15 protein-coding genes are annotated in these 21,778 nt (G+C 61.7%); 6 read left to right on the top strand and 9 right to left on the bottom strand.

The features are described from left to right. Positions 1 to 1,208: 1,208 nt before the first annotated feature. Positions 1,209 to 1,832, bottom strand: a complete 624-nt coding sequence (locus BGC09_RS19595) for a zinc ribbon domain-containing protein (protein ID WP_141727868.1) — start codon at positions 1,830 to 1,832, stop codon at positions 1,209 to 1,211. A 379-nt stretch (positions 1,833 to 2,211) separates the two neighbouring features. Then, positions 2,212 to 5,247, bottom strand: a complete 3,036-nt coding sequence (locus tag BGC09_RS19600) for an alpha-mannosidase (RefSeq protein ID WP_069805909.1) — start codon at positions 5,245 to 5,247, stop codon at positions 2,212 to 2,214. 276 nt (positions 5,248 to 5,523) lie between these two features. On the opposite strand from BGC09_RS19600, the gene BGC09_RS19605 reads away from it, so the two are divergent. Beyond that, positions 5,524 to 6,378 carry a class I SAM-dependent methyltransferase gene (locus BGC09_RS19605; protein WP_069805910.1) on the top strand — a complete coding sequence of 285 codons (855 nt, stop codon included), beginning with the start codon at positions 5,524 to 5,526 and terminating at the stop codon, positions 6,376 to 6,378. A gap of 65 nt (positions 6,379 to 6,443) precedes the next feature. Here BGC09_RS19605 and BGC09_RS19610 read toward each other — a convergent pair whose 3' ends face one another. Together BGC09_RS19610 and BGC09_RS19615 are read right to left on the bottom strand one after the other, a co-directional pair. Further along, on the bottom strand, positions 6,444 to 7,736 hold the full coding sequence (locus tag BGC09_RS19610; RefSeq protein ID WP_069805911.1) for a pyridoxal phosphate-dependent aminotransferase: 1,293 nt from the start codon (positions 7,734 to 7,736) through the stop codon (positions 6,444 to 6,446). 157 nt (positions 7,737 to 7,893) lie between these two features. Then, a complete protein-coding gene (locus BGC09_RS19615) occupies positions 7,894 to 9,075 on the bottom strand; it encodes a CaiB/BaiF CoA transferase family protein (protein WP_069805912.1) in 1,182 nt (393 codons plus the stop codon). Between the two features lie 314 nt (positions 9,076 to 9,389). Between BGC09_RS19615 and BGC09_RS19620 the strand changes: the two genes are divergently transcribed. Then, complete coding sequence (locus tag BGC09_RS19620) at positions 9,390 to 10,397, top strand: isoaspartyl peptidase/L-asparaginase family protein (RefSeq protein ID WP_069805913.1); 1,008 nt, start codon at positions 9,390 to 9,392, stop codon at positions 10,395 to 10,397. Between the two features lie 203 nt (positions 10,398 to 10,600). Here BGC09_RS19620 and BGC09_RS19625 read toward each other — a convergent pair whose 3' ends face one another. Continuing rightward, the gene (locus tag BGC09_RS19625) at positions 10,601 to 11,863 is read right to left on the bottom strand and encodes a protein kinase domain-containing protein (protein ID WP_176728985.1); all 1,263 of its coding nucleotides are present in this window, start codon (positions 11,861 to 11,863) and stop codon (positions 10,601 to 10,603) included. A gap of 5 nt (positions 11,864 to 11,868) precedes the next feature. Next, entirely contained in the window at positions 11,869 to 12,897 is a 1,029-nt protein-coding gene (locus BGC09_RS19630) for an ROK family protein (RefSeq protein WP_069805915.1), read from the bottom strand. Between the two features lie 604 nt (positions 12,898 to 13,501). Between BGC09_RS19630 and BGC09_RS19640 the strand changes: the two genes are divergently transcribed. Further along, entirely contained in the window at positions 13,502 to 14,017 is a 516-nt protein-coding gene (locus BGC09_RS19640; RefSeq protein WP_069805917.1) for a hypothetical protein, read from the top strand. A gap of 165 nt (positions 14,018 to 14,182) precedes the next feature. Here the strand turns inward: BGC09_RS19640 and BGC09_RS19645 are convergent, their stop codons facing one another. After that, entirely contained in the window at positions 14,183 to 15,292 is a 1,110-nt protein-coding gene (locus BGC09_RS19645; protein ID WP_069805918.1) for a hypothetical protein, read from the bottom strand. Positions 15,293 to 15,552: 260 nt separating this feature from the next. Between BGC09_RS19645 and BGC09_RS19650 the strand changes: the two genes are divergently transcribed. The 3 genes from BGC09_RS19650 (at position 15,553) to BGC09_RS19665 (ending at position 19,622) form a co-directional block, all read left to right on the top strand. Beyond that, complete coding sequence (locus BGC09_RS19650) at positions 15,553 to 17,667, top strand: MFS transporter (protein WP_069805919.1); 2,115 nt, start codon at positions 15,553 to 15,555, stop codon at positions 17,665 to 17,667. Positions 17,668 to 17,891: 224 nt separating this feature from the next. Beyond that, positions 17,892 to 19,049, top strand: a complete 1,158-nt coding sequence (locus tag BGC09_RS19655) for an MBL fold metallo-hydrolase (RefSeq protein ID WP_176728986.1) — start codon at positions 17,892 to 17,894, stop codon at positions 19,047 to 19,049. A 258-nt stretch (positions 19,050 to 19,307) separates the two neighbouring features. Next, positions 19,308 to 19,622 (top strand): HU family DNA-binding protein, encoded by a 315-nt coding sequence (locus BGC09_RS19665; protein ID WP_141727869.1) that lies wholly within the window; start codon positions 19,308 to 19,310, stop codon positions 19,620 to 19,622. A gap of 369 nt (positions 19,623 to 19,991) precedes the next feature. Here BGC09_RS19665 and BGC09_RS19670 read toward each other — a convergent pair whose 3' ends face one another. Continuing rightward, entirely contained in the window at positions 19,992 to 21,476 is a 1,485-nt protein-coding gene (locus BGC09_RS19670) for a hypothetical protein (protein WP_069805921.1), read from the bottom strand. Beyond that, positions 21,476 to 21,778 (bottom strand): cupin domain-containing protein (locus BGC09_RS19675; RefSeq protein ID WP_069805922.1); only part of this gene is annotated, 303 nt, incomplete at its 5' end. The genes BGC09_RS19675 and BGC09_RS19670, both read right to left, overlap by 1 nt.

Genomic DNA, 21,778 nt, shown 5'->3' on the forward strand with positions numbered 1-21,778 from the left:
CGCCTCTGCCCGGGTCACGGATGAAGGGGCGGGTCGGTCTGTTCTCGCCGCCTGCTGGAGTGAGCCAGCGGCAGTCTCAGGAGTGAAGCGAAGGCACGGGCCTCGCCTCTCCATTCTGCCTGCTTGCTCGCTTGCTCACTTGCCAAAGCCGCACTCAGGCTCACTGGTGTATTCCACCCAGGCTGGACAGAGAGACGGACAGGCAACACTCGTCAAAGACCTTACTGCTCGCTTGATTTGCTGCCTTACTCCCGCTCCTCTCTGGTCTGCTGGGCTCAGCCACAGCCAGCGCAGTGCCATCCAGTCTTCGGTTGCGCATCGTCTGGAAGCGTGCGCCTGGCGGTCTCAAGCTCCTTCTTGCTGACCAGGGCGAGGAGACAGGCTCTGTGAGGAAAAGATCTCAGCTGCTATGCTGCTGCTTATCTGTTCTTTCTGAAAGAGAGAAGCCAATGTGGTAACGAAGTTACCCTTTGGTGTCCCTCTTATTATATCACATGCAAGGCGTTGGGCCAATCAAAGATGGACAGATTAACCACTGCTAGAGCGAAGGCGGGCTGGCAGGTGGCGGGTGCGGCCTGCTGATTCAGTCTCGCTGTCAGGCGGATCAGGCCCTCATTCCTGCCGGCTGGCTCAGCTGCTTCTCTGCCTCTCCCTCTCCCTCCTGTCTGGTGCTCATAGCAGGAGCGCCCACCTCTTCCCAGGCAGGACTTGGGCGAAGCGAGCAGCCCACCGCGGGAGCAAGGCTCACAGCGAGTGACCTGCCAGCTCCCCCTCTCCTGCTCTCCCTCCCTGCTATCGGTGTAAGCAAGCCAATGAGCGGTCGAGACGAGAGAGGGCTGAGTGAAATGGGACAGGAGCCGTCTGGCCAGATCGACTGACTGGGCAGGCGGCTCTTCACCGGTCACGTGGCCTGCGGGAGAGCAGGGAATACCGAGCTAGTGCCTGGGAGCCAGCGCAGCACTCACCATGCGAGGGGAAAGGCGCCAGATAAACAGACAGACGAACGACGGAGCGACGCGGGCCGGACAGCAGAACCAGGGAGTGGCAAAGCCAAAACCAGGCCAATCCATCGTCTCCTCAGCGATCGCTGTTCTTAACTCAAGCAAGCGCGCTCGACGATGCCTGTACTCACTTACTCAGCCACGCAGCCAGCCAAAACAGCGTGTAGAAAGAGTAAGTGAGCGAGCGGCACAAGCTGCGAACCAGGGCTAGAAGCGGTTACCGCCGAGCGGCCCGCTCATCGGAACGCCTGGCGGCTGATTGGGGGGCATGCCGGCTACGCCTGGCATCGATGGAACGCCGGGCACGGCGGAGACGCCGGGAACGCTGGGCATACCCTGCATAGGCATAGCCATCAAATTCGTCGCGCAGTAAGGGCAGAACGACCAGCGCAGCTCAAGAAGACGCTCGCACTTCGGGCAAGGCCGCTTGAGCTTCTGTCCGCAGGAGGGGCAAATCTGGAAATCCGACTCCACGCGGGCGTGACAATTGGTGCACGTCTGGCGCTCGGTCATCTCGGCCAGCAGCGACTCCTCTTCCAGCTGGCGCTCATAGATCTCTGCCAGAGTCTGGCGAGGGCGTAGAATCAGGTAGATCAGCAGTCCACCCACATTAAAGACTGCCACCAGCAGGGTTGCAATGACCTGAGTAGCCAGGTCCTGAGAGCGGGAACGAATATCGCGGAATGTCCAGATGATTAAGCTTATCCAGAAAACAAAGAAGAAAGCCAGAAAAAAACTGATAATGAACCCCAGTGCGTTCTGCAGGGTTGTGAGCAGGCCGCCCCCACTGGGGGTAGCTCCAAGGATAAGGCTAAGAGATTGCGCGTTCACAGGATGAAGGCCCCTTTCAGAATAGACATAGCTCAGTACACACAATTACAACGGACATCCCCGGTTGAATGTTGCTCCTTCCAGGACTTCCAGTACTCCCCCCAGGGCTGGCCTGCTGGGGAGAATGATCCTGTGGCGGGGCGGTCGAGCGAGCGCCCATCTGTGCGGCGCTATCGCTGGGGCCGCCCCGCTATAATTCTTCCTGTTGTACCTCACCTTGAGGTTTGTCGTTCCCTGCTCAGCTCTCGACCGTTGCCCTGCAAGGCGGGCGCAGACCTGAGCAAGGCGAGGCTGCCGTGAGAAGAGCAGAGCAGAGCAGCCTCGCTATTGTGCTATCCTGTCGATGCTGCTGCTGAGTAAGGACTCACCGAAGCATGGCCTAACGGAGCAGCAGCGTCACGATCTCCCCGGCGCGCAGTTGTCGCCGGATAGGAGGTGTATTCTGCAGCGATGAGCTATCCTGACCTCCCTGCCATCCAAGCTGCTCACGCGGTTCCTCCAGTAAGTTTGCCACAAAGGCCTGGCTGGCGACAAGACCGGGGCGGAAAGTTGCCTCGACCTCGTGGTCGAGCGGATTATAGACCCGCACTACCCAGCCCTGGTCATCGAGCGAGCGCTTAATGGCGCTGACCACCAGCTCAGGGGGCGAGACCTCGATCAGCGAGGCGCAGGCTGGAAGCTGGCCATCGTGCTGGCTGGTTACCGTGGCGCGGGCCGGTAGATTGAGGGCCTGCGCCTCGCGCAGCACCAGGCCATCCTCGGCCTCCCACGTACCGCGGTGTGGCACCAGGGCATAGTCGAATTCATGACGGCCAGGACACTGCGCCTCGGGGGTATAGTACATGGGGCCGGCGGGACCCTGGCGCGTTGAGAGATCGTCGCGCGAGAGCCACTCGACGCAGCGCAGCAGGGTCAAAGCCAGCGCCATCTCTCCCGAAGCCAGGCCCGGCCCGCTCTGGACAACCTCGTATTCCGGCAGGCCGCGGTTGAGGACCGCCAGGCCGAGCTGACCATCGCTGAGATCAACAAAGCGCTTCTGGGGGAAGGTATTGACGGGCGCCTCCGCCCACTCGCTGACGTTCTCCGGGCGAGGAGCAGTCACCGGACGCAGGCGCACCTCAAACGTTCCCTCGGCGGCCACCCTTTCTATTGTATAAGGGATCGGGAAGAGGACCCGCAGACGGTGGTCACGCGCATTATTCTCCACCGTCGTATGGATATCGATGCGGCGCACTCCCGGGTAGAGCGAGATCTCGCTGACGATCGGACAGTCGACGAAGCGCTCGCTGCGGCGATCGCGACTATCGCTACAGCTCTCTGGCAGACGCCAGAGCGAGCTAATACGCAGGGCGGCGCGCACCGGACCGGCGCTCAACAGCTCGATGCGTGGCGGTTGGGCCGGCGTACTGATCAGCGTATCGTGCGTGGGCGGACAGTAGGTATACAGGTCACCGACATCGCCGCCATCGACAACGCGATGCAAGCCGCGGAAAACGGCGCCCGTCTCTTTGTCGGTGACAGTCAGCGTACCAAGCTCGCCATCCACCTCGACGCGGTAAAACTCGTTCTCGATCGACTGCGGACCGCAGCGCAGGGTGGCATGCTCCAGCGGCGGAACCTGGTCGAGCTGAACCGCCGGATAGAGCCAGTAGGTTTTAGCCCCGTAGGGCGGCAGCTCGCTGGCCAGGAGCTCGACCTTCTGCTGGGCCAGCTCGAAGACCTCGAACTCCAGCGCCTTGATCTCCTCATGCTGGAGCAGTTGCAGCACCTCTCGCTCGCTGGCGAGCAGGCGCTCGCGGTCGCCTTTGAGCAAATTGGAAGGCGCCAGAGCGATCTCGATACGGCGCAGGTCGGGAGTAGCGGCGGGCAGGACGCGCAGATCGACGATCTCATCGGGATCATCGGGAATGCCCATCGCGATCCTGATGGTGTCGTGAGTCAGTGCCAGGAACTGGCCGGGGCGGTCAAAGGTACCCACGGCCTGCATACGGGCCAGGGCCTGACGTTGGATCATCTGGCTACCGATGCGCCGCCGGTGCTCACCCAACACCCGGAAGGGCAATGCTCGACCGTTCTCATCGACGAGAACCGCGCGCTGCAGCGACTCGGCGATATGGACCTCGACGGAGACCGCAGCATTGCGCGGCCCTGGTCCCATGTTAAAGACCACGATCGGGAAAGGCCTCTGCCCGTGATTCGCCAAGGACGGCGGCGGCAGCGTGCGCATGCTCTCAGTGACCCGCTGCAAGGCCCGCGTGAGCAGGGCCTCGCCAATTTGTTGGCACTGCGCAAAGCGGACACTATTCTCGCGATGGACCTGATCGATGCTGCAGCCACAGATGCTGTCGTGCGGCTGGTTCTGCAGCAGGTATTTCCAGGCCAGATTGATCAGGCCGCGCGGATAGTCATCGCCGAGCTTCCAGGCCCAAAGCGTCAGCGGCTCGACCCAGTGCTGGAGCAGGTGCTCCTGAGCAGTATTCTGCTGCTTGATCCACATGCGCGTCGAAAGAACGGCAGGGAGCAGATGAGCATATCGGCTGCTGCGCAACTCGCCTGTGAGGCGGCGAAGCTGGCGCTGCTGCTGCTCGATACGCTGGCGTACCTGCTCGATGTACTGGGGGATGGTGCCAATCTGAATACGGATACCTTCATACTGATGATGATTGCTGTGACCAGAGCGCGAGATGTTCCCCAGCAGCTTATTGGCCGCCTCAATAGTTGCCGGCAGGCCCTGCTGCGGCTCCAGATGGTCGGAGCCGTTCATCAAAAGCAGCGTGTCCGTTGTGGTGGGAGTACGATCGAGCAGCTGCGAGACGACTATCTCCAGCCGGGTGATAAAGGCATCGGGAGTCAGGGGCATCAGGCGCGCGTTGCCATAGCCCTCGGGCAGGTAAACCACCAGAACCCTGGTGCCATCTGGCGCCTCCCAATAGAATTCACTTTCTCTGACCTCATCGCCCACACCTCGCCAGAGAACCGCGCTATCAATAGCGAAACCTTGCAGAATCTGTGGCATCTGCGCAATATGACCGAAGCAGTCAGGCAGGTAGCCAACGCGCATAGGTTCCCCGAATCGCCTCGCCTGCCTGAGACCCGTCTGCAGATTGCGAATCAATGACTCGCCACTCACCAAAAACTCATCGGGCTGGAGATACCAGGGACCGATGAGAATGCGCCCCTCAGCAATGTATTGCTTGAGACGCTCCTCCTGCTCGGGCCGCACTTCCAGGTAGTCTTCAAGCACGATCGTCTGCCCATCGAGCATGAAGTGCTTGAATGCAGGGTCTTGTTCCATGATATTCAGCAGTTTGTCTATGGTTTGCACCAGTCGAATTCGGAACTGCTGAAAGGTCAGATACCACTCGCGGTCCCAATGGGTATGTGGCACCAGAATGATGCTGAGTTGCCCACTCATATGTTTTCCCTTGTTATGTTTCCATCTTTTATCGATTTATTGCTGCGCATTTACCACCTGCATGGCCTGATGGGGAACCTGCTAGCAGACGGCGATTACCGATGCAGGTACAATAAATGTTGAAAGATATTATACTCGCTGTCTACCCGAATGGCAATAAATGCCCCTGGGAGTAAGACTCTTAGTTAGTCAAAATGGCCCCCTTGCATTGAAGCTTGCTCCCATATATAATCTTCGCGCCAACACCTACCATTCAATATCGAGGAACTGCGACCTGTGGTCACCAGCCTACACGTTGTCTTATCACACGTCCAGGTTGCCCCTCTTTTGCAGGCTCGTCGGGAGGGGAGGCGGCAGTGGGAACTCTCGCCTGACCTGGGCCTCTCCCAAGTGACGGTTGCCTTGACCGAAGAGGGGGTACTCTTCCCTTCGGGCGAGCTGTTGCGCTGGGATGATGTTGAGCGCATCGCTTCTGCGCTCAATAGCTGTTTTCTGCTGGAACATGGTTCCGTGCGGCCCATTCAGACCTTCTCAGCGGTGACCAATCGCCCCTGTAGTCTCTATCCGACGCGGGGGGTGCCCAGCCTGCTGATCGCTGGCTTCGTCATGCACCGGGTGAAGGAGGTTGATCCGCTGGAGGACACGCGCCTCAAGATGCGCACACTGGCGCCCATTGGCGGGCGCGTGCTGGACACGGCCACTGGCCTGGGGTATACCGCCATCGAAGCGGCTCGCTTTGCCGACGAGGTGATTACCATCGAGCTTGATCCTGCGGTTCAGGAGGTGGCCCGCTTGAATCCCTGGTCACAGGATCTCTTCCATCACCCCAAGATCCGCCGCATGCTTGGCGATGCCAGCGAGCTGGTGCCGACCTTTCCCGATCAGTATTTTTCGCGCATTATCCACGATCCGCCGGCCTTCGAGTTGGCTGGCGAACTCTACTCGGGTGCCTTCTATCGCGAACTGTATCGGGTGCTCCGCGGCGGGGGGCGCCTCTTCCACTATGTGGGCGACCTGCAGAGCCGTGCGGGTAGCATTACCCTGCGGGGGGTAACCCGCCGTTTGCAGGAAGCCGGCTTTGCGCGGGTGGTGCCGCGTCAGGAGGCTTTTGGCGTGGTAGCCTATAAGTAACGCTGAGGAGGCAGGCGACCCGCCGGGCCCGATGCGCTCGTGCTCTTATTTCCTTGTTTTCTTGTTTAGTATTTTTCTAACTCCTTGCTGTGCTTACGCGCCTCGCCGACTCCTGGCGCGTGTTCTCTCTCCTCGCACAGCTCACAGATGGCGCTGAGGCCCTGCTCGATGGTCTCCTCCTCTGCTCCCAGGGAGACGCGCACGTAGTCAACGGTCTGGGGGCCGAAGAGGCTTCCTGGTACGACCAGCACCTTCCGTTGGCGGAGCAGTTCCAGGGCGAAGGCGTTGGGCTGCGCGCTGGCGCTGCTGTTGCTCCGGTGTCCGCGGTCTTGCTGGCTGCTGGTTTTCACCAGGATGTAAAAGGCGCCGTGCGGTGTATACTCGTAGCGTCCGTAGCGCTTCAGTAGTGCCACTGCGCGATCGCGGCGCTGGCGGTAGGCGGTGCGCATCTGGGCGACGCAGTCCTGTGGTCCGCGCAGGGCTGCTGCCGCGGCGCGCTGGGTCGCCAGCGGCAGGCTGGTATAGCTGGCATCGAGCACCTGGCTGAGGCTGCGCATGAGAGTCTGGCCCGCGACCAGATAGCCGATGCGCCAGCCGGTCATGGCATATGTTTTGGAAAAGCTATAGACGCCGATGAAGCTTCCCCGTTCGCGCTCCGCTGGGGTCAGCAGCGTAGCGGGGCTAACATGCTCGCCTTCAAAGACAAGCTCATCGTAGCATTCATCTGAGAGTAGCAGCAGTCGATGGCGGCGGGCAAAGTCCAAGAGGGCCGCGACCACGTCCCGGGGAAAGACGGCTCCTGTTGGATTGCCTGGACTGTTGATGATCAGCAGGCGCGTGCGCGTACTGACCCGGCGTTCCAGCTCAGGCAGGTCTGGTAGCCAGCCGCTGGCTGGATCGAGCGGGTAGGGCACGGGCCTGGCGCCGACAATGGCAAGCTGGCGATAGTAGTGGGGCCAGCCGGGATCGGGCAGCAGCACCTCGTCGCCCGCCTCGACAGTTGCCAGCAGCGCTAGCTGGACGGCGCCCGTTCCACCGACGGTCACCCCAATATTGGCCGGCGAGACCTCATAGCCGTTGATGCGCCTGATCTTCTCCGCCAGGAGCTCGCGCAGCCAGGGCCAACCGCAGGATGGGCCGTAGGTTTGGGCTTCTTCCTGCAAGGAGGCAAGGGCGGCTGCGGTGATGTGGGGCGGGGTGCGAAAGCTCGGCTCGCCAATCTCCAGGCGGAGCAGCGCCTGACCTGCTCGCTCTTGTTCCTCAGCAACCTGGCGCAGCTCGCTGAGGGGATTAGGCGGCAGACGCTGCCAGAGGCGCTGGCCTGGCTCCTCTCTTCCCTCTGGAGTCCCTTGTTGCATATCCGCTGTGCTCTCTCTCCCTTAGTGTATCACATAGACTGGGCTGTCTGCCCATAGCTTGTCTGTCTGATCGCTTGCTCGCTGCGGCCCCGTCGCCCACTCTGTTCCCAGGTTGCTGGTGCTGCGTCAGGACCAGCGAGGGCTGGCTGGCTTCTCTTCAAATGATGCCCCGCGTGCGGAAGGAGGCGATCTCTTCCTGGCTATAGCCCAGTTCGCTCAGGAGCGCGACGCTGTGCTCACCCAGCTGTGGCGGCTGGAAGCGCGCTTCTGGGGGCGTCTCGGAGAGACGCGGGAAAGGGCGCAGGGTGCCGAGGGGTTCGCCGGCGATTTCGCTCATGTGGGCGACCCCGCGGGCCTGTGTGTGGGGGTCAGTGAGCGCCTCTTCCAGAGAATAAACCGGCCCGACGCAGGCGTCGAGATCGGCCAGCTCGGCCAGCCATTCATCGCGTGTTCTGGTTTTGAAGATGCTTTGTAGAATGGCGATCGCCTGTTGGCGCTCCTCGGGGCCGACGGGTGTATGGAAGGGCAGCAGCTCCAGGTGGCCGATGCGCGTGCAGAAGGCGTGCCAGAATTTCGGTTCGAGGGCGGCCAGAGTAATGTAGCCCCCATCTCTTGTCTCATAAATATTGTAGCAGGGCAGGCCACCATCGAGGGGAGAGTGTCCAGGTTGGGGGGCCTGGCCCGTTGTCAGGTAGCCGCTGATGGCCAGGGGGAGGAGGGCCATCGCTCCCTCTGTCATGGAGACATCGACCAGGCGTCCCTGACCGGTCTGGCTGCGCCCGACGAGGGCTGTGAGGATACCGATCACGGCCATCAGGCCACCGCCGGCCAGATCGGCTAGCTGGGTTGGGGGCATGACCGGCCTCCCCTCTTGATCGCGGTTGTAGTGCAGCAGCCCGGCGTAGCCGAGATAATTCAGGTCGTGGCCAGCGCGCTGGCTGTAGGGTCCATCCTGGCCGTAGCCGCTAATGGCGCAGTAGATCAGCTCGGGGCGAATCTCACGGAGCTGCTCATAGCCCAGGCCGAGGCGCGCCATGACCCCCGGGCGGAAGCTTTCCAGCAGGACATCGGCGCTGCGTACCAGGCGCAGGAAGATGGCCCGGCCCTCCTCAGACTTGAGGTTCAGCGTCAGGCTGCGCTTATTCCGGTTGACTGCCAGAAAGGCCAGGCCCATACCGCCGGGACCGTGGGGGGGCATGTGCCGTCCGTAGTCGCCGCTGCCAGGCTCTTCGACCTTGATGACATCAGCTCCAAAGTCGGCCAACAATTGGGAAGCGTAGCCTCCAGGCAAGAGGCGGGAGAGGTCGAGTACACGAATGCCGCTCAGAGGCTGGGTCATGCCTGCTCTCCTTACTGACTGCTGTGTGGGAACTCCTGGTCCGTCCAGGTTACTTGACGAACGTTGTCTGTCCTGTCAGCTTGAAACGATTGGTGAGCGGTGATGTTCGCTCTGTTATAGCAGGATTAGTGGACGCTGTCAATCCTCTTTCTCTTCCATCGAGGTTGGCGGCGCACAGGCAGCCTGGCCCCGGCAGGGACTCTGGCCGGCCAGGAGATAGCCTCTGCGGTCTGGGGATGCGAAGCCCAAGGGGACTGCGTGATACAATGCACTCAGAGCTATGAATCTGTTGGAAATGAGGAGCACAGGAGTAGATGCCTATCGCCATTGTTGTTCATGGAGGAGCCGGCTCGATCCCCGACGAGCGGGCCGCGGTCGCACAAGCCGGCTGCCGGGAAGCAGCTGAGCTGGGATGGCGCATTCTGGAGCAAGGAGGCTCGGCTCTCGATGCGGTCGAGGCGGCGGTGCGGGCTTTAGAAGATAATCCAGTCTATAATGCTGGCACGGGAGCCACCTTGACACAAGATGGCCGGATCGAGCTAGATGCAGGCATCATGGAAGGGCGCACCCTGCAGGTGGGGGCGGTGGCCGCTGTTGAAGGCATTAAGAATCCGATCACGCTGGCGCGACGGGTGCTGGAGAGTCCCCATGTTCTGCTTGTGGGACATGGGGCCCAGCAGTTTGCCCTGGAGCAGGGGATTCCGCTCTGCCGTACCGAAGAGCTGTTGACTGACTATCAGTATCGCCGCTGGCGCGAGGGGCAGCGGGGCGTCGCGAGCCAGGCGGATGAAGATGACGAGGAGGAGCCGCCTTTCTACCGTCTGGAGGTGGCCACAACGATGTTTGCCTCAGATGAGGGGGAGCCTCCTTACTATCGCCTCCAGGTCGGCGCGACCAGTATCCATTTGGAGGAGGAGCGACATGGCACGGTAGGAGCGGTGGCTCTCGATGAGTCGGGGCTGTTGGCAGCAGCCACCTCTACGGGAGGTATCTTTCAAAAGTATCCCGGGCGCGTCGGTGATACCCCGCTCGTCGGTTGCGGCTTTTATGCCGACGAGCATGCGGCTGTCTCCTGCACCGGCCAGGGAGAAGATTTTGTTCGCCTGTTGCTGGCGCGGCGTGCTGCCGATTTTGTGGCGCTGGGGGCCAGTGCCGGGGTCGCGGCTCAGGCAGCCATCTCCGTCTTGGGCGCCAAAGCCAGTGGTAAAGGGGGCTTAATCATTGTCGATGCTGCGGGACAGGTTGGGCTGGCCCACAACAGCCCACAGATGGCCTATGCCTACCGTTCTTCTGGAATGGATCAGCCAGTCTGTGGAGTCTAAGCAAACAAGTAAGTAAGTAAGTGTAGTAGTGAAGGCAAAGGACCGAAGCGTCTCGCCATCTCCAGAGCCGGCTGGCCGGCCTCGGCTGGCTGACCAGCCGGGCGAGACCAGGAGCATCGCACGGCAGCGTTGAGATCCACCTCGCCTTTTCTCCCTCTCCCTGGCACTGTGACCTGCTGTTCCTCTCGTTGTTCTTTTCTGCTCTAATGCAGCAGGAGGGTGCTCAAGAAGAAGCCCAGGACAAAGAAGCAGGCGAAGATCACCAGGCCGCAGACCAGCAGCAGCAGGAAGGGAATGTGTTGCTGTTGTTGTTGTTCCTGTCCCGGCCCTAGCCCCAGGTCTGGTCTAAGGCGAGCTGAGGGTGGTGTGCCGGTGTAGGGGTAGAGGGGGGTATGGGGCTGAGCGGGAGTCACCTTCAGCGAGCTGTCGGCGACAGTTGGCGAAGCCGGCGATAGCTCCAGTGCGGAACCTGGCTGGAGGCCAGCGGAAGGCGTGGGAGGAGCGAAAGAGGAGAGGCGACGCCCACCTTCACCGCCGGGCAGCGACGGAAGGGACTGACCATCGGTTTCCGGCAGCAGGGGGGTGGGTGTGAAGGGGCGGGCGAGCGCGCTCTCTTCCACTGCCGGCGCGGCCACTGCAACCGAGGCAGGGACGGCGGTTTCCAGAGCCTCCCCCAATGCTTTCAGCTCCATATAGAGAGCTTCGGGTCTATTGATATGCTGGGGATGATCGCGCATGACCGCGCGTGCGATGAGATCGCAAAGCTCTGGGGGGATAGCGCGCAGGAAGCGCAAGCGGCCATCGGGAGGTGGCTCGACGCTTGTCGCGCCGGCGGGGCGTCCTGCCAGCAACTGGTAGAGCAAGAGGCCGGCGGCGCGGGTATCATCGTCGAGGCGGCCCTCACTGGCCTGGCCCCAGGGCAATTCTTGATCGGAGAGCACGATGCCGGCGGCGCCGACCACGCTCCAGGCGTTGAAATAGGCGAGATCGCTGGGGAGAGCGAAATTATTGACGCGCAGAAAGCCCTGCCGATCGCGCAAGATCGCGGAGGGCGTGAGATCGCCGTGGCAGACGCGGCGTGTTCCGCTGGTAGCGTAGACCAGGGCCTGGCAGAGCTGACAGCCAAGCTCGATCACCTCAAGAGGGGAGAGCTGGCGCTGCAGGAGGGCGGCGAAGTCCTCGCCCTCGACGTACTCCTGGACCACATAGAGCTGATCGCCCTCGCCAACAATGTCATAGAGGCCCACAATATGCGGGTGGGAAAACTGAGCTGTCATGCGCAGGGCGGTGCGGTAGACAGACACCTGCGACGGGGGCACCGCCTTGACAGCGACAGGGCGCTGCAGGACCTGGTCCAGGCCCTGATAGACGGTGCAAAAAGGTCCCTGCTTAATCAAGCGTCGCAGCAGGTAACGCCTGCAAATGACCCGGCCTGTTTCCACAATCGATGCCTCTTTATCAATCAAAGCGATTACAGATCCTGGAGAGCCAGCGTCACTGCTCCGACAAGGCTCGCCTGGGGGCCTAGCTTGCCCTGAACGATGCGCAGATGCTGGCTGGCTGCGGGCAGACAGAGCGCGCGCAGACGCTCGCGCAGGGGGGTAATCAGCGGTTCCCCCACGAGCGCGACCGACCCGCCTAAGATGATCATACCGGGATTGACAAGATGAACGATATTGGCCAGAGCGAAGGCCAGGTAGGTCAGCACCTCGTCGATCAGGCAGCGAGCCACCTCATCGCCCTCTGCGGCCAGTTGAAAGATCTGCCCCACAGTGATGCGCTCGGCCCGCCCGTCGGTCAGGCGGTGGATGGCTGCCAACGTTGCAGGGCGCTCGACGGCGCGACCGATCATGGTGCGAACGATGGCCTGAGCGGAGGCGATGGCTTCCAGATGGCCGTAGCCGCCGCAGGAGCATTTCGGCCCGTTCTGCATCACCAGCAGATGGCCGATCTCGCCCGCTGTCGAGGTCACGCCGTGGTAGATCTGGCCGTTGACGATCAGGCCGCCGCCGATTCCGCGGCCTAGCCCGACGTAAAGGGCCACCCGCTCCCCGACCCCGGCTCCATAGAGCACCTCAGCCAGGGCGGCAGCGTTCGCGTTATTGTCGATGATGCAAGGAACGTTCAGGCGCTCGGCCAGGTAGTCCTGTAGCGGAAAGTTATCCCAGCCACGCGCATGGTAGAGCGTCCGCACGATCCCCTGTGAGGCATCGACTGGCCCGCCAACGGCGACGCCCACGCGCAACACGCGCCCATCGCGCAGGCGCTCGGGGTCCAGCACTTCCCCAAGCATGGCCTCCAGCAGCTGGAGCAACGTCGTCGTATCGGGAATATACTCCAGAGGGCGGCGCAGCTGGTAGAGAATGTTGCCGTCCAGATCGGCCAGGGCCACTGATTGCCGCGTGCCGCTGCCACTGATCTCGACCCCTACGACATAGCCCTGAGTGGCTAACAGCTTACCGGTGGACCGCGGCGCCTGGCTGCTGCGTTCTGTAGACACGCTCCTGTCTCCTCTTGCGGGCTTGCCTGGTGCTGCCGGTGTGGGCAGGGCCTGACACAAAACAGAACAGCGCAAAGCAAGACAGAGAGGGTCAGGCTGCGCTTCATTCGACTCTTACCTTGCCTTGCCTGGGCTAGACTGGATTGAACTGAACTGGGTAGCTCGCCTGTGCTTCCGCTGCCCTGCTTCTGTTGCTTTCCCACTCACACCCTGGCGCTGCCTCGCCCTGCCCGCCGGCGGGGTGGGCCATTCCAGGAATTCTGTGAATTCTGATTACTCCCTTGTTACAGGCAGTGCTCTCTAGATGAACGAGACAGCGGCTTCAGTATATCATAAGAAATGTCTCGCGCAAAGTACGTTAGGATGGCTGTCTCACCTCTGCTGGCCAGCGCTTCTCTGCCTTCCCAGACTCCGGCTTGCTCTGCTCTGCTCTGCTCTGACTGCTCGTTGGCTGGCTGGCTGGTTGGCTGGCTGATCTCTTGCTTGCATCAGAGGAGCGCTGACCGCTACAATTGGTGCAGAATCTGGATGCAGATCGTCTGCCAGTAGCAGGGCTGGCGGGCGATGCCTGCCCCACCATTTCGGCAATCTGCGAGGGAGGGCGATGGTCTCATCTTCGCTGGCTGAGCCGCGTACCTTTGTTGGGCGGGGCCTCAGCCCTATGAAGCGGGCAGTCACTGTCGCGGCTTTGCTGGCGATTACGCTGGCGGTGCTGCTGATTGCTTTGCACGAGGGCCTGTCGGCGGTCGGTAGTACTATTGCGGCTTTGCTCTTTATTGCTGGCTTTATCTATTATCTCTGGATTATTGCACCACAGCCTTTTACAATCATCGTGAGTGCTGAGGAGATTGTGAAGCGTAGTCAGCGCGGCGAAACGGTGGCCCTGCGCTGGGAGGAGCTGGCGCGCGTCAAGGAGGAGTTTTTCCCAAATGGCACGCGCATTAGTCTGGCTCTCTACCGCCGCCCGAGCGCTGACGGCCAGGGCGAGAAGGCCAGCCAGCCGGTGCGGGCCTGGGTAGTCTACCGCGACGATGTCGATGATCTGGATGGGCTGACGGCCCTTGTGCAGCAGCTGAAACCCACTGACTGCCGCTGGGAGAGTGCGACGGTCCATGAGTGATGCCCGACTGCTGTAGGCAGCATTCATGGACTCCTGGGGCCAGAGGGGCTGCTCCCCCCTGGCCCCGGCTGGCCTCTCGCTGGCTAGGATAGGGGGCCGCTGCTCCAGCTCAGCTCGCTCTGTCGCCGCGCCGCTCGCTCCTGTTGGCTCGGCAGCAGCGGTCTGTTATAGGCTGGTCACCTTAAAGCTGGTGATGATGAGCTGAAAGCCGAAGCAGGAGAGACCAACCTGGGTGGTTGTGAGATAGCGATTATCTGTGACTGCCAGTTCCTGGCCGCCGTCGATCAGTAGCTTCAGGCTGTTTGCTTTGACTTCGACACGGTAAAGGTGGCTGTGATTCCCTGGGTTGAATGGGACCGTTGCCAGGGCTTGACTGTTGGAGCTGATGGAGGGGCGGTTGTTAGCGGCGATGATCGCCTGGTAGGGGTTGTCGTCGAACTCTCTATAGGTGATCCCCGCGATATAGCCGCGCCAGGGGTTCTGTGTGGGGTCGCCGCGCACGGTGATGCCAAAGCCATCGTTGTAGGTGTCATTCAAGGAGATGATTTGAAGGGTGGCTTCTACTGCATAGTTGGTGATGCCGTCGAGCGAGCAAGGCGCCCCAATCGTCGGCTGCAGGGAATCATCCTCATTTGTGCCGTCGTTCAGTAACTGACCGTTGAAAACTTTCCAGTCGGCAGAGCCGGTCCAGCCCTTCCAACCGTGAGCCGCATCGGCCTGGCAGAGAATGGTTCCAGGCGCTGGCTGGGGGGTCGACCCTTGACTCTGGCTGCCCTGGGTAGTTCCAGCCTGTACATTGGAGGATGTGGATGTGCTCGGTTGGGAACTGCCGCCCACCCCGATGAAATTGAAGGTCAGCGAAATCACTAGCAGTAGACTCAGCAATACAATGAGGCCGATATAGAGGCCGTGTGACTGACGCCGGCTCGCTGGCGCTGGGGATGACGAAGTAGCTGGAAGGGTAAAGGTCGAGGACGGTGTACGCTGGTCTCTGCCCGGGATAGGCGTCGAAGAGGCAATCGTTGCTTGCCAGCTCATATCGGGTGGCGGTGGTGGTATCGCCGTCTGGCCTCTTGCGCTCTGGGCAGAGGGTGGCATGGGAGGCTGATTGGTCTGGAGAACTGTCGAGATGTCGCTGGGGGCTAGCTGGTTGAGTTGGTCGACGATACGCTGATTGTAAAGGGTACATTGGGGATTGATGCAGACTCCACTGCTGTGGAGGCGGTGACCACATTGGCCACAGAACTGAGGCAAATCAGTGTCACTCTGGCTCATGGAAAAGCCTCCTATAGTCAGCATAGGATCAGGTCGGATGGATAGGTAGATGGATGTATCTACTCTTTCAACGATGCATGCTCCTTCTGATCCTCCTTACTGTTCTTCTCACCTCCCCTATTCTAGCACTGATGGTTTTTGTCTGCGACCTCTTTCTGGGCCTCTGTCGATCTGACCCAGGCAGGCGGCCAGATAGTATAATAAAAGCACGAGCCGCTCTCCTCGCGGCCCTGCAGCAGGACATAAAGGCGGTCTTCTGTATGGATGCACGTATCTCTCAGCATCATCTGACGGTTCGTGAACAGCTCGTTCTTAGTTTCCTCTGGCTTGGGCTGAACATCCAATCTGCTGCTCTCTTACCGATTGTGGTCCCGACGCAGATCCTGCTATTTGTGGCTCCGGGCCAGGCAGGCAGCGCCGAGCAGGCAACCTTTCTGGGCTGGCTGTCAGCGATGGGCGCTTTTTTTTCGCTCGTGGTGCCCCCCATCGTTGGCCTGCTTTCTGATCACACCAGCAGCCCCTTTGGACGGCGACGACCCTATATCGTGGTCGGTGGGGGGCTGACGCTGGTGAGTGCCCTGCTATTGGCGGGTGCCGTGAACGCAATGCTGTTGGTGACAGGGCTGGCGCTCTTCCAGTTCGCCAGCAACGTTGTCTGGGCGGCCTATCAGGGCGTGCTGCCCGATCTGGTGCCGGAGGACCAGCGCGGCGAGGCTTCCGGCTACATGGGCCTGATGACGATCCTGGGCAACGTCGGCAGCCTGGGGCTGGCGGCCTGGTTGTTCGGAGGGGTGAGCCTGGGATCGCTCGGCGCTTCTCTGATCACCCACGGCGCGCTGATTTATTACCTGGTGACCGATCTGGTTATGCTGCTGGGCATTCTGGTGACAGCCTTTGGGGTGCACGAGCTGCCCTATCATCCGGGGACCCTGGCCGAAAGCCGGCTCCGCTCCTGGGAGAGGCTGCGTCGCTGGCTGAGCAGCAACTGGGTCGCGCCCTGGCGCAGCTCCAATTTTACAACTGTCTTCTTGACGCGCTTCTGCGTCATGATGGGGCTGTACTTATTCATGACCTTTATCGAGTACTACTTTGCGAATGTGGCGCACGTCTCCAATTTTGTGCAGCAGACTGCCGCTGTGGCCACGCTGGCACTGGTGGGGGCCTTGCTGAGTACGCTGGGCCTGGGTCTGCTCTCGGATCACGTTCGCCGTGCACCGCTCGTCTGCCTGGCTACGCTGATTATGGGGCTGCCAGCTCTGGCTTTTGTGGTGGCGCCGGCGGCGCTGCCGCTCTGGCCGTTGGGCCTGCTCTTCGGCCTTGGCTACGGAGCCTATACCAGCGTTGACTGGGCCCTGGCGATTGATGCGCTGCCTTCGCTGGAGGTGGCCGCCAAGGATCTGGGCCTGTGGGGCGCCTCATCGAACCTGCCTTTAACGCTTGCTCCCTTGATTGGTAGCCTGGTCATCAGTATGGCTGCTGGTCATGATCAGACAGCTCTGGGCTATCGCCTGGTCTTCGCTCTGGCTGCGTTCTTCCTCCTGCTCGGGGCTGTTCTGGTGCTACGGGTGCGCGAGCGGCGCCAGCAGCCTGTCCTGGCGGAGCCGTCGGAAAGCGAAGCTGAGGAGCAGGCACCTGATGGAGGAGGAAGGTTACTGAGGACGTCAACGTCGATCCCTGCCACTGCTGCTACCTCCTCGGCGGCTCATTCGATTCAGGAGAGACGGGGACCACGGGGCCGTGTCAATCCTCTCTGGTTGCTGGCGCGTGAGACGCATGCTGGCGAGGCGCGGGGGATCATGCGCTTCTGGACCTTCTGGGAGAAGTTGACGCTCGCTGTGCTTGGGATTGAGCCGGTGCCTGCTGCTCCCTATGGCCTCTTTCAGGCCCGCCTCACGCGCTATCATGGCCGACGTCCGTTTGTGCTGCCCGATGGAACGCGCATCGACCGCGGTGATCGGCTGGTGGAGCTGCACTTTGCCAATCGGCGCCTGCGCGATGCCGCCCTGCGGAGTTCTCCCTGGGAGCTGCTGCGTCTGATGCGAGCCGATCTGCGCGCCCTGGCAGCCTGGCTGCAGACGCCGGCCTGCGCGGAGGTGCGCGCTGTCTATGGGGTGACGCTCTTGGGCCAGGCAGCGCCTCGCCTGGGCTTTAGCGTGCGAGAGAGAGCGCGTAACCTGTGGAGCCGGGCCGATCGCATTTTTATGACTGGCCTGCTGCTCCTCTATCATCCGCAGGGGCGGGCTCGTCTCGCTCGCGGCACCACCTATGGCCGCTATCCCAAGGAGGTGTGGATGTCGCGCGCCGAACTGCTGCGCCGCTACGGCGGGCCGGAGGGTGCAGCGATGACTGTGCCAGGCTGGCAGTCGCCGCATTGAGACCTCTGCTCTTCCTGGAGAGGCCCCCCTGTCTTTCGGTTGACACAACCATAAGGCGGCGCCTACAATCACAAATAAAGCCACCGGCGTGAGCACTGGCCTGCCCGCCAGACAGCGGCTCCGATCCGATGGGGAGCCGCTGGTACTGACAGCCGGTGGTCGCTTTCTGGCGAAGATTGAGCGTTTCTGTGTCTGTTTGTCCCTCTATTCGAGGCTCCAGTCGTGTGGCAGAGGAGCAGAAGAGGCATGGGCGAGCCGCTGGCGATCTGCCCGGCTGGAGAGAGCAGCGAGTGAAGGTGACTCTCTTGAGTGACGATAAGAAGCACCGTGCAACGGCTGGTGAGCGCCCCAAGCATCCCGCCGAGCTGACGCCAGGGGCCGAAGAGGTCGTTCGTGGCGTCTGGAAGATCACGCTGCCCATTCCTTTCCCCTTGCGCACGGTCAATGTCTATGCCCTGGTAGGCCGTGATGGTTGGGCTTTGGTGGATGCGGCGATGGGGACGCCCGAGGCCCGGGCCGTTCTGGCTGAGGGGCTGGAGCGTGCCGGCTTGCAGCTGCGGGATCTGCGGGCCCTGGTTCTCTCACATCATCACCCTGACCATATTGGCCTGTCGGCAGAATTGCAGGAGCAGAGCGGCGCCGCGGTCTATATGCATCCCATCGATGCCTCCATTATGGAGGCGATGTGGCGCGATGGCCGCAGCGACCAGCGCAGCCAGCAGCGCTCGTTCGCTCAGGCGAATCAGTTTTTCAGGCCGCATGGAATGCCACCGTTGGAGCCGACGGTCAGCTCGCAGCTGCCGCCGGAGGTGGTGAACTTTGTCATTCGCGTGCCCCCCGCTGAGGCCATTACCCACGTCGAAGATGGCGCTGAAATTACTCTGGTTGGGGAGCACTACCGCGTCATCTGGACGCCCGGTCATTCAGACGGCCATATTGTGCTCTTCCGCGAGCGCGATGGCCTCTTGCTGGCTGCCGACCATGTACTGCCACGCATCACCCCAAATATCGGCCTCTATTCGGAGTACAATCGGGCTAATCCATTGGGGGACTACATTCAGTCGCTGGAAAAAGTGCGTCATCTTCCGGCGAGCCTGGTACTTCCGGGTCATGGCGAGCCGTTCCACCATCTGGCGCGCCGCGTGCGCGAGCTGATCAGACACCACGCTCAGCGCGAGCTGGAGATTTTGTCTCTGCTCGGTCGGCGCCCCCAGCATGCCTATCAGCTCGCCGAGCAGGTTTTCGGCCCCCGCCTGAAGAGCGATGAGGCGCGTCGTATGGCAGTAGCTGAGATTCTCTCCCATTTGGAGCACCTGCGCCTGGGCGGCTACGTCAAGCAGGAGCGCACAGATGACGGCCTGATTCTCTACGCCGCCGTCTAGGAATTTTGGTTATGGCGGAGCTGTCAACCCGCCTGGGAAGCCAATTTTTTACTTGTTCGCTCGCTATGAACTGGCTTCCCAGGCGGATTCAAGCCCAGAATCTAGCTCTGAAGCTTGACGAGCCGCTTGTATTTCGGAAAAGTGCGTGCTATATTCTATTTGGCAGTGAGGTTGTCATGCCGCTTGACTGGCCCGGCGTCTTCGGGGCCGAGACCGGGAGCGGCCTTGCATCGACAGTTGTGTTGTAAGGAGGTCTCCATGGCAACAGCGAAGAAGAAGGAAGTTGCGACGATTGGCCGTCAGGAATTGGCCAAGCGCATCGCTCAGAAGGCCGATATCTCTCAGAAGCAGGCGGGTATCATTCTGGAAACGACGCTGGACGTGATTCGCGATGCCCTCAAGTCCGGCGATGAGGTCCGCCTGGTTGGCTTCGGCTCCTTTAAGGTACGCAAGAGCGCGCCGCGCAAGGGCGTCAACCCGCGCGATGGTCAGACCATTCAGGTGCCCGCAAAGAACCGCGTGCGCTTCTCCGCCGGCAAGGAACTGAACGAAGCTGTACAGAGCAAGAAATAGCTGTAGTCGCTCGTAGTGCGTCTCTCTCCTCACTGCCACTGGGTCCCCTAGCCCCTGGCACGCCCTCGCTGGAGCAGGGAGAGGGGTGAGTGAGAACGCCTGTCGCCCTGATCGACCTTGCTCCTCCTCGTGCAGGCCACGGGGCTGCTGTTTACTCGTTTGACCGCTTGAGTGAGTGAGTGAGCGTGCGTGCGTGCGCCCGCTATCCGGCGGTTCTTCGTCGTTTGTCTATTCCTCCTTTCCCCTTTGTTTGTATAGCCAGCCGGAGACCCGGCTCACTTCCTGCCCCTCTTGCTTGCTGGTCGAAGTCTCCCTGTCTCTCTCTTCCTTCTCGTTGGCCTGGTACATGAACAAGCAAGGAAGGGGCGTTTAGACGTTCTCTCTCCCGTTGCGCAAGGCTGGCCAGAGGTTGCAGGCCAGACAGACGATGGTGGCCAGTCCCGTTGGACCAGACAGGCCGAAGAGCAGACTCAGAAGCAGCGGGTTGCCGGACCAGAGGCTTCCGAGTGGTGCGGCCAGGAGCAGGGGAAAAATGCGCAGGACGGTGGCCAGGTTGCCAAGCCAGAGAGTGGCCGCCACAAGCTGGGGGGTGGCGATCCGGCTGCCAGAGAAGCCGGGGACCATCCGCGGGGCGATACCGCAGATGAGGAGGGTGATGAAGCCCATTGCCAGACCGTGGCGCGCTGCGTCGAGGCTGAAGGGGAGCGGGCTGCCCCAGAGGAGAATGAGGCCCGCGCTGATCAGCAGCAGGGCCGAGAAGAAGGCCCACAGATAGGCACTGGCGATCAGGGCGACAAAGGGGCCGTAAGCCTGGTTTTGTTGGACGGTATGGCGGCGATAGGAGCGGGCCAGGGCTTCCGGCGCCGGGGAGAGGGCCGCCACATGGGTTGGTAGCCGTCCACGCCGGCGCATCATGCTGATGAAGATTGCGACAAAGCCAGCTATGACACCGCCCATGAGCAGCAAACCTGGCCCTTCGAGAAAACGAAGCGGCCAGGCGACGGGCGCTGAGGCCGGGTCGGCTCCCTCGCCGAGTCCCAGACCCAGGCAGAGGAGGAGCAGGCCAAGCTCATAGCCGCCGGCCAGTGGCCAGAGAATAGGCCGCGGGAAGGCTTCTAATCCGGCATACATGGGCAGCGACTGGGCGGAGACAGCCAGGGCAAAGGGAATGAGGAAGCCGAAGAGGCCAAGGCTGATGTTGAGTTCGTCGCCAGGCTGAGGGGCGAGACCGGCCTGGGTGGCTGCCTGGAGCATGTTGACCAGGTTCAGGATGGCCGCCGCTCCCAGGGCCAGCGCGGCCAGGCTAATAAAGGGAGCAATGCCCAAAAAGGCTTTGCGCGTGCTCAAGGCCGGACCGCGGAGCAGGAGCAGGAGATATTCGGCTGCGGCCAGCACTAGGGCCAGCCCCTCGCTGCCGCCGCTCACGACGAGCACTGACCTCCAGAGGAGGGGAACCGTGCCGGTCAGGGCGAGCAGCGGCTGGGCGAGGACCCGCAGGAGCAGGCCGCCAACCTGGAGGCCGAGAATCCAGGGGACCAGCCGCGGTAGTGGGAGGGCCGTGCCGCGCAGACGTGGCAGGAAGTGGAAGGAGACACCGATGACAAAGAGTGCCGCCCAGCCATAGAGCTGGAGATGGCCGTGGGCCTGGACCAGGGCACTCCACCAGTTCCCCGCTGGTAGACGCAGGGCCTGGGTCACGGTGAGCACAGCAGCCAGGAGGAACCCGCCGCCGCTCCCGATGAGGAGAGCGGCACGTAGCAGCGGAGAGACACGCTCGAACGGCTCTTGCGATCGTTCGCGCTCTCTGCCGGCGCTGGCTGCGCTCGTCAGGGAGGTAGCGTCTGCCGCTGACATCAGCCTTCACCCCCTTCTGACACTCGCTGTGGCTCGCTGGCAGGCTCTGCTGCTTCGCTTTCTGGAGGAGCCCCTGCCCCAATCATGGTGATCAGAAAGACGCTATCCTGCAGCGCTTCAACGCTATGAGCCACGCGCGGCTCTAAATGCAACAGCGTTCCTGCGCGCATGCTGATACGCTCGTGCTCCAGCGTGAAGATGAGGTGTCCGCTGATGACCTGGATAAAGGCGTGATAGCTTGTGCGATGCTCGCCTTGCCGCTGCCCTTCTTGCAAGGCGAGCAGCAACTGGCGCCCGGCGGT

This window comes from Thermogemmatispora onikobensis, assembly GCF_001748285.1.
In the GTDB taxonomy this organism is placed as follows: domain Bacteria; phylum Chloroflexota; class Ktedonobacteria; order Ktedonobacterales; family Ktedonobacteraceae; genus Thermogemmatispora; species Thermogemmatispora onikobensis.

Bases quoted from the DNA above. Each gene is read 5' to 3' on its own strand.
- BGC09_RS19620 (WP_069805913.1), top strand. From the start codon at position 9,390: ATGCCTATCGCCATTGTTGTTCATGGAGGAGCCGGCTCGATCCCCGAC.
- BGC09_RS19645 (WP_069805918.1), bottom strand. From the start codon at position 15,292: ATGAGCCAGAGTGACACTGATTTGCCTCAGTTCTGTGGCCAATGTGGT.
- BGC09_RS19600 (WP_069805909.1), bottom strand. From the start codon at position 5,247: ATGAGTGGGCAACTCAGCATCATTCTGGTGCCACATACCCATTGGGAC.
- BGC09_RS19610 (WP_069805911.1), bottom strand. From the start codon at position 7,736: ATGCAACAAGGGACTCCAGAGGGAAGAGAGGAGCCAGGCCAGCGCCTC.
- BGC09_RS19615 (WP_069805912.1), bottom strand. From the start codon at position 9,075: ATGACCCAGCCTCTGAGCGGCATTCGTGTACTCGACCTCTCCCGCCTC.
- BGC09_RS19665 (WP_141727869.1), top strand. From the start codon at position 19,308: ATGGCAACAGCGAAGAAGAAGGAAGTTGCGACGATTGGCCGTCAGGAA.
- BGC09_RS19670 (WP_069805921.1), bottom strand. From the start codon at position 21,476: ATGTCAGCGGCAGACGCTACCTCCCTGACGAGCGCAGCCAGCGCCGGC.
- BGC09_RS19640 (WP_069805917.1), top strand. From the start codon at position 13,502: ATGGTCTCATCTTCGCTGGCTGAGCCGCGTACCTTTGTTGGGCGGGGC.
- BGC09_RS19650 (WP_069805919.1), top strand. From the start codon at position 15,553: ATGGATGCACGTATCTCTCAGCATCATCTGACGGTTCGTGAACAGCTC.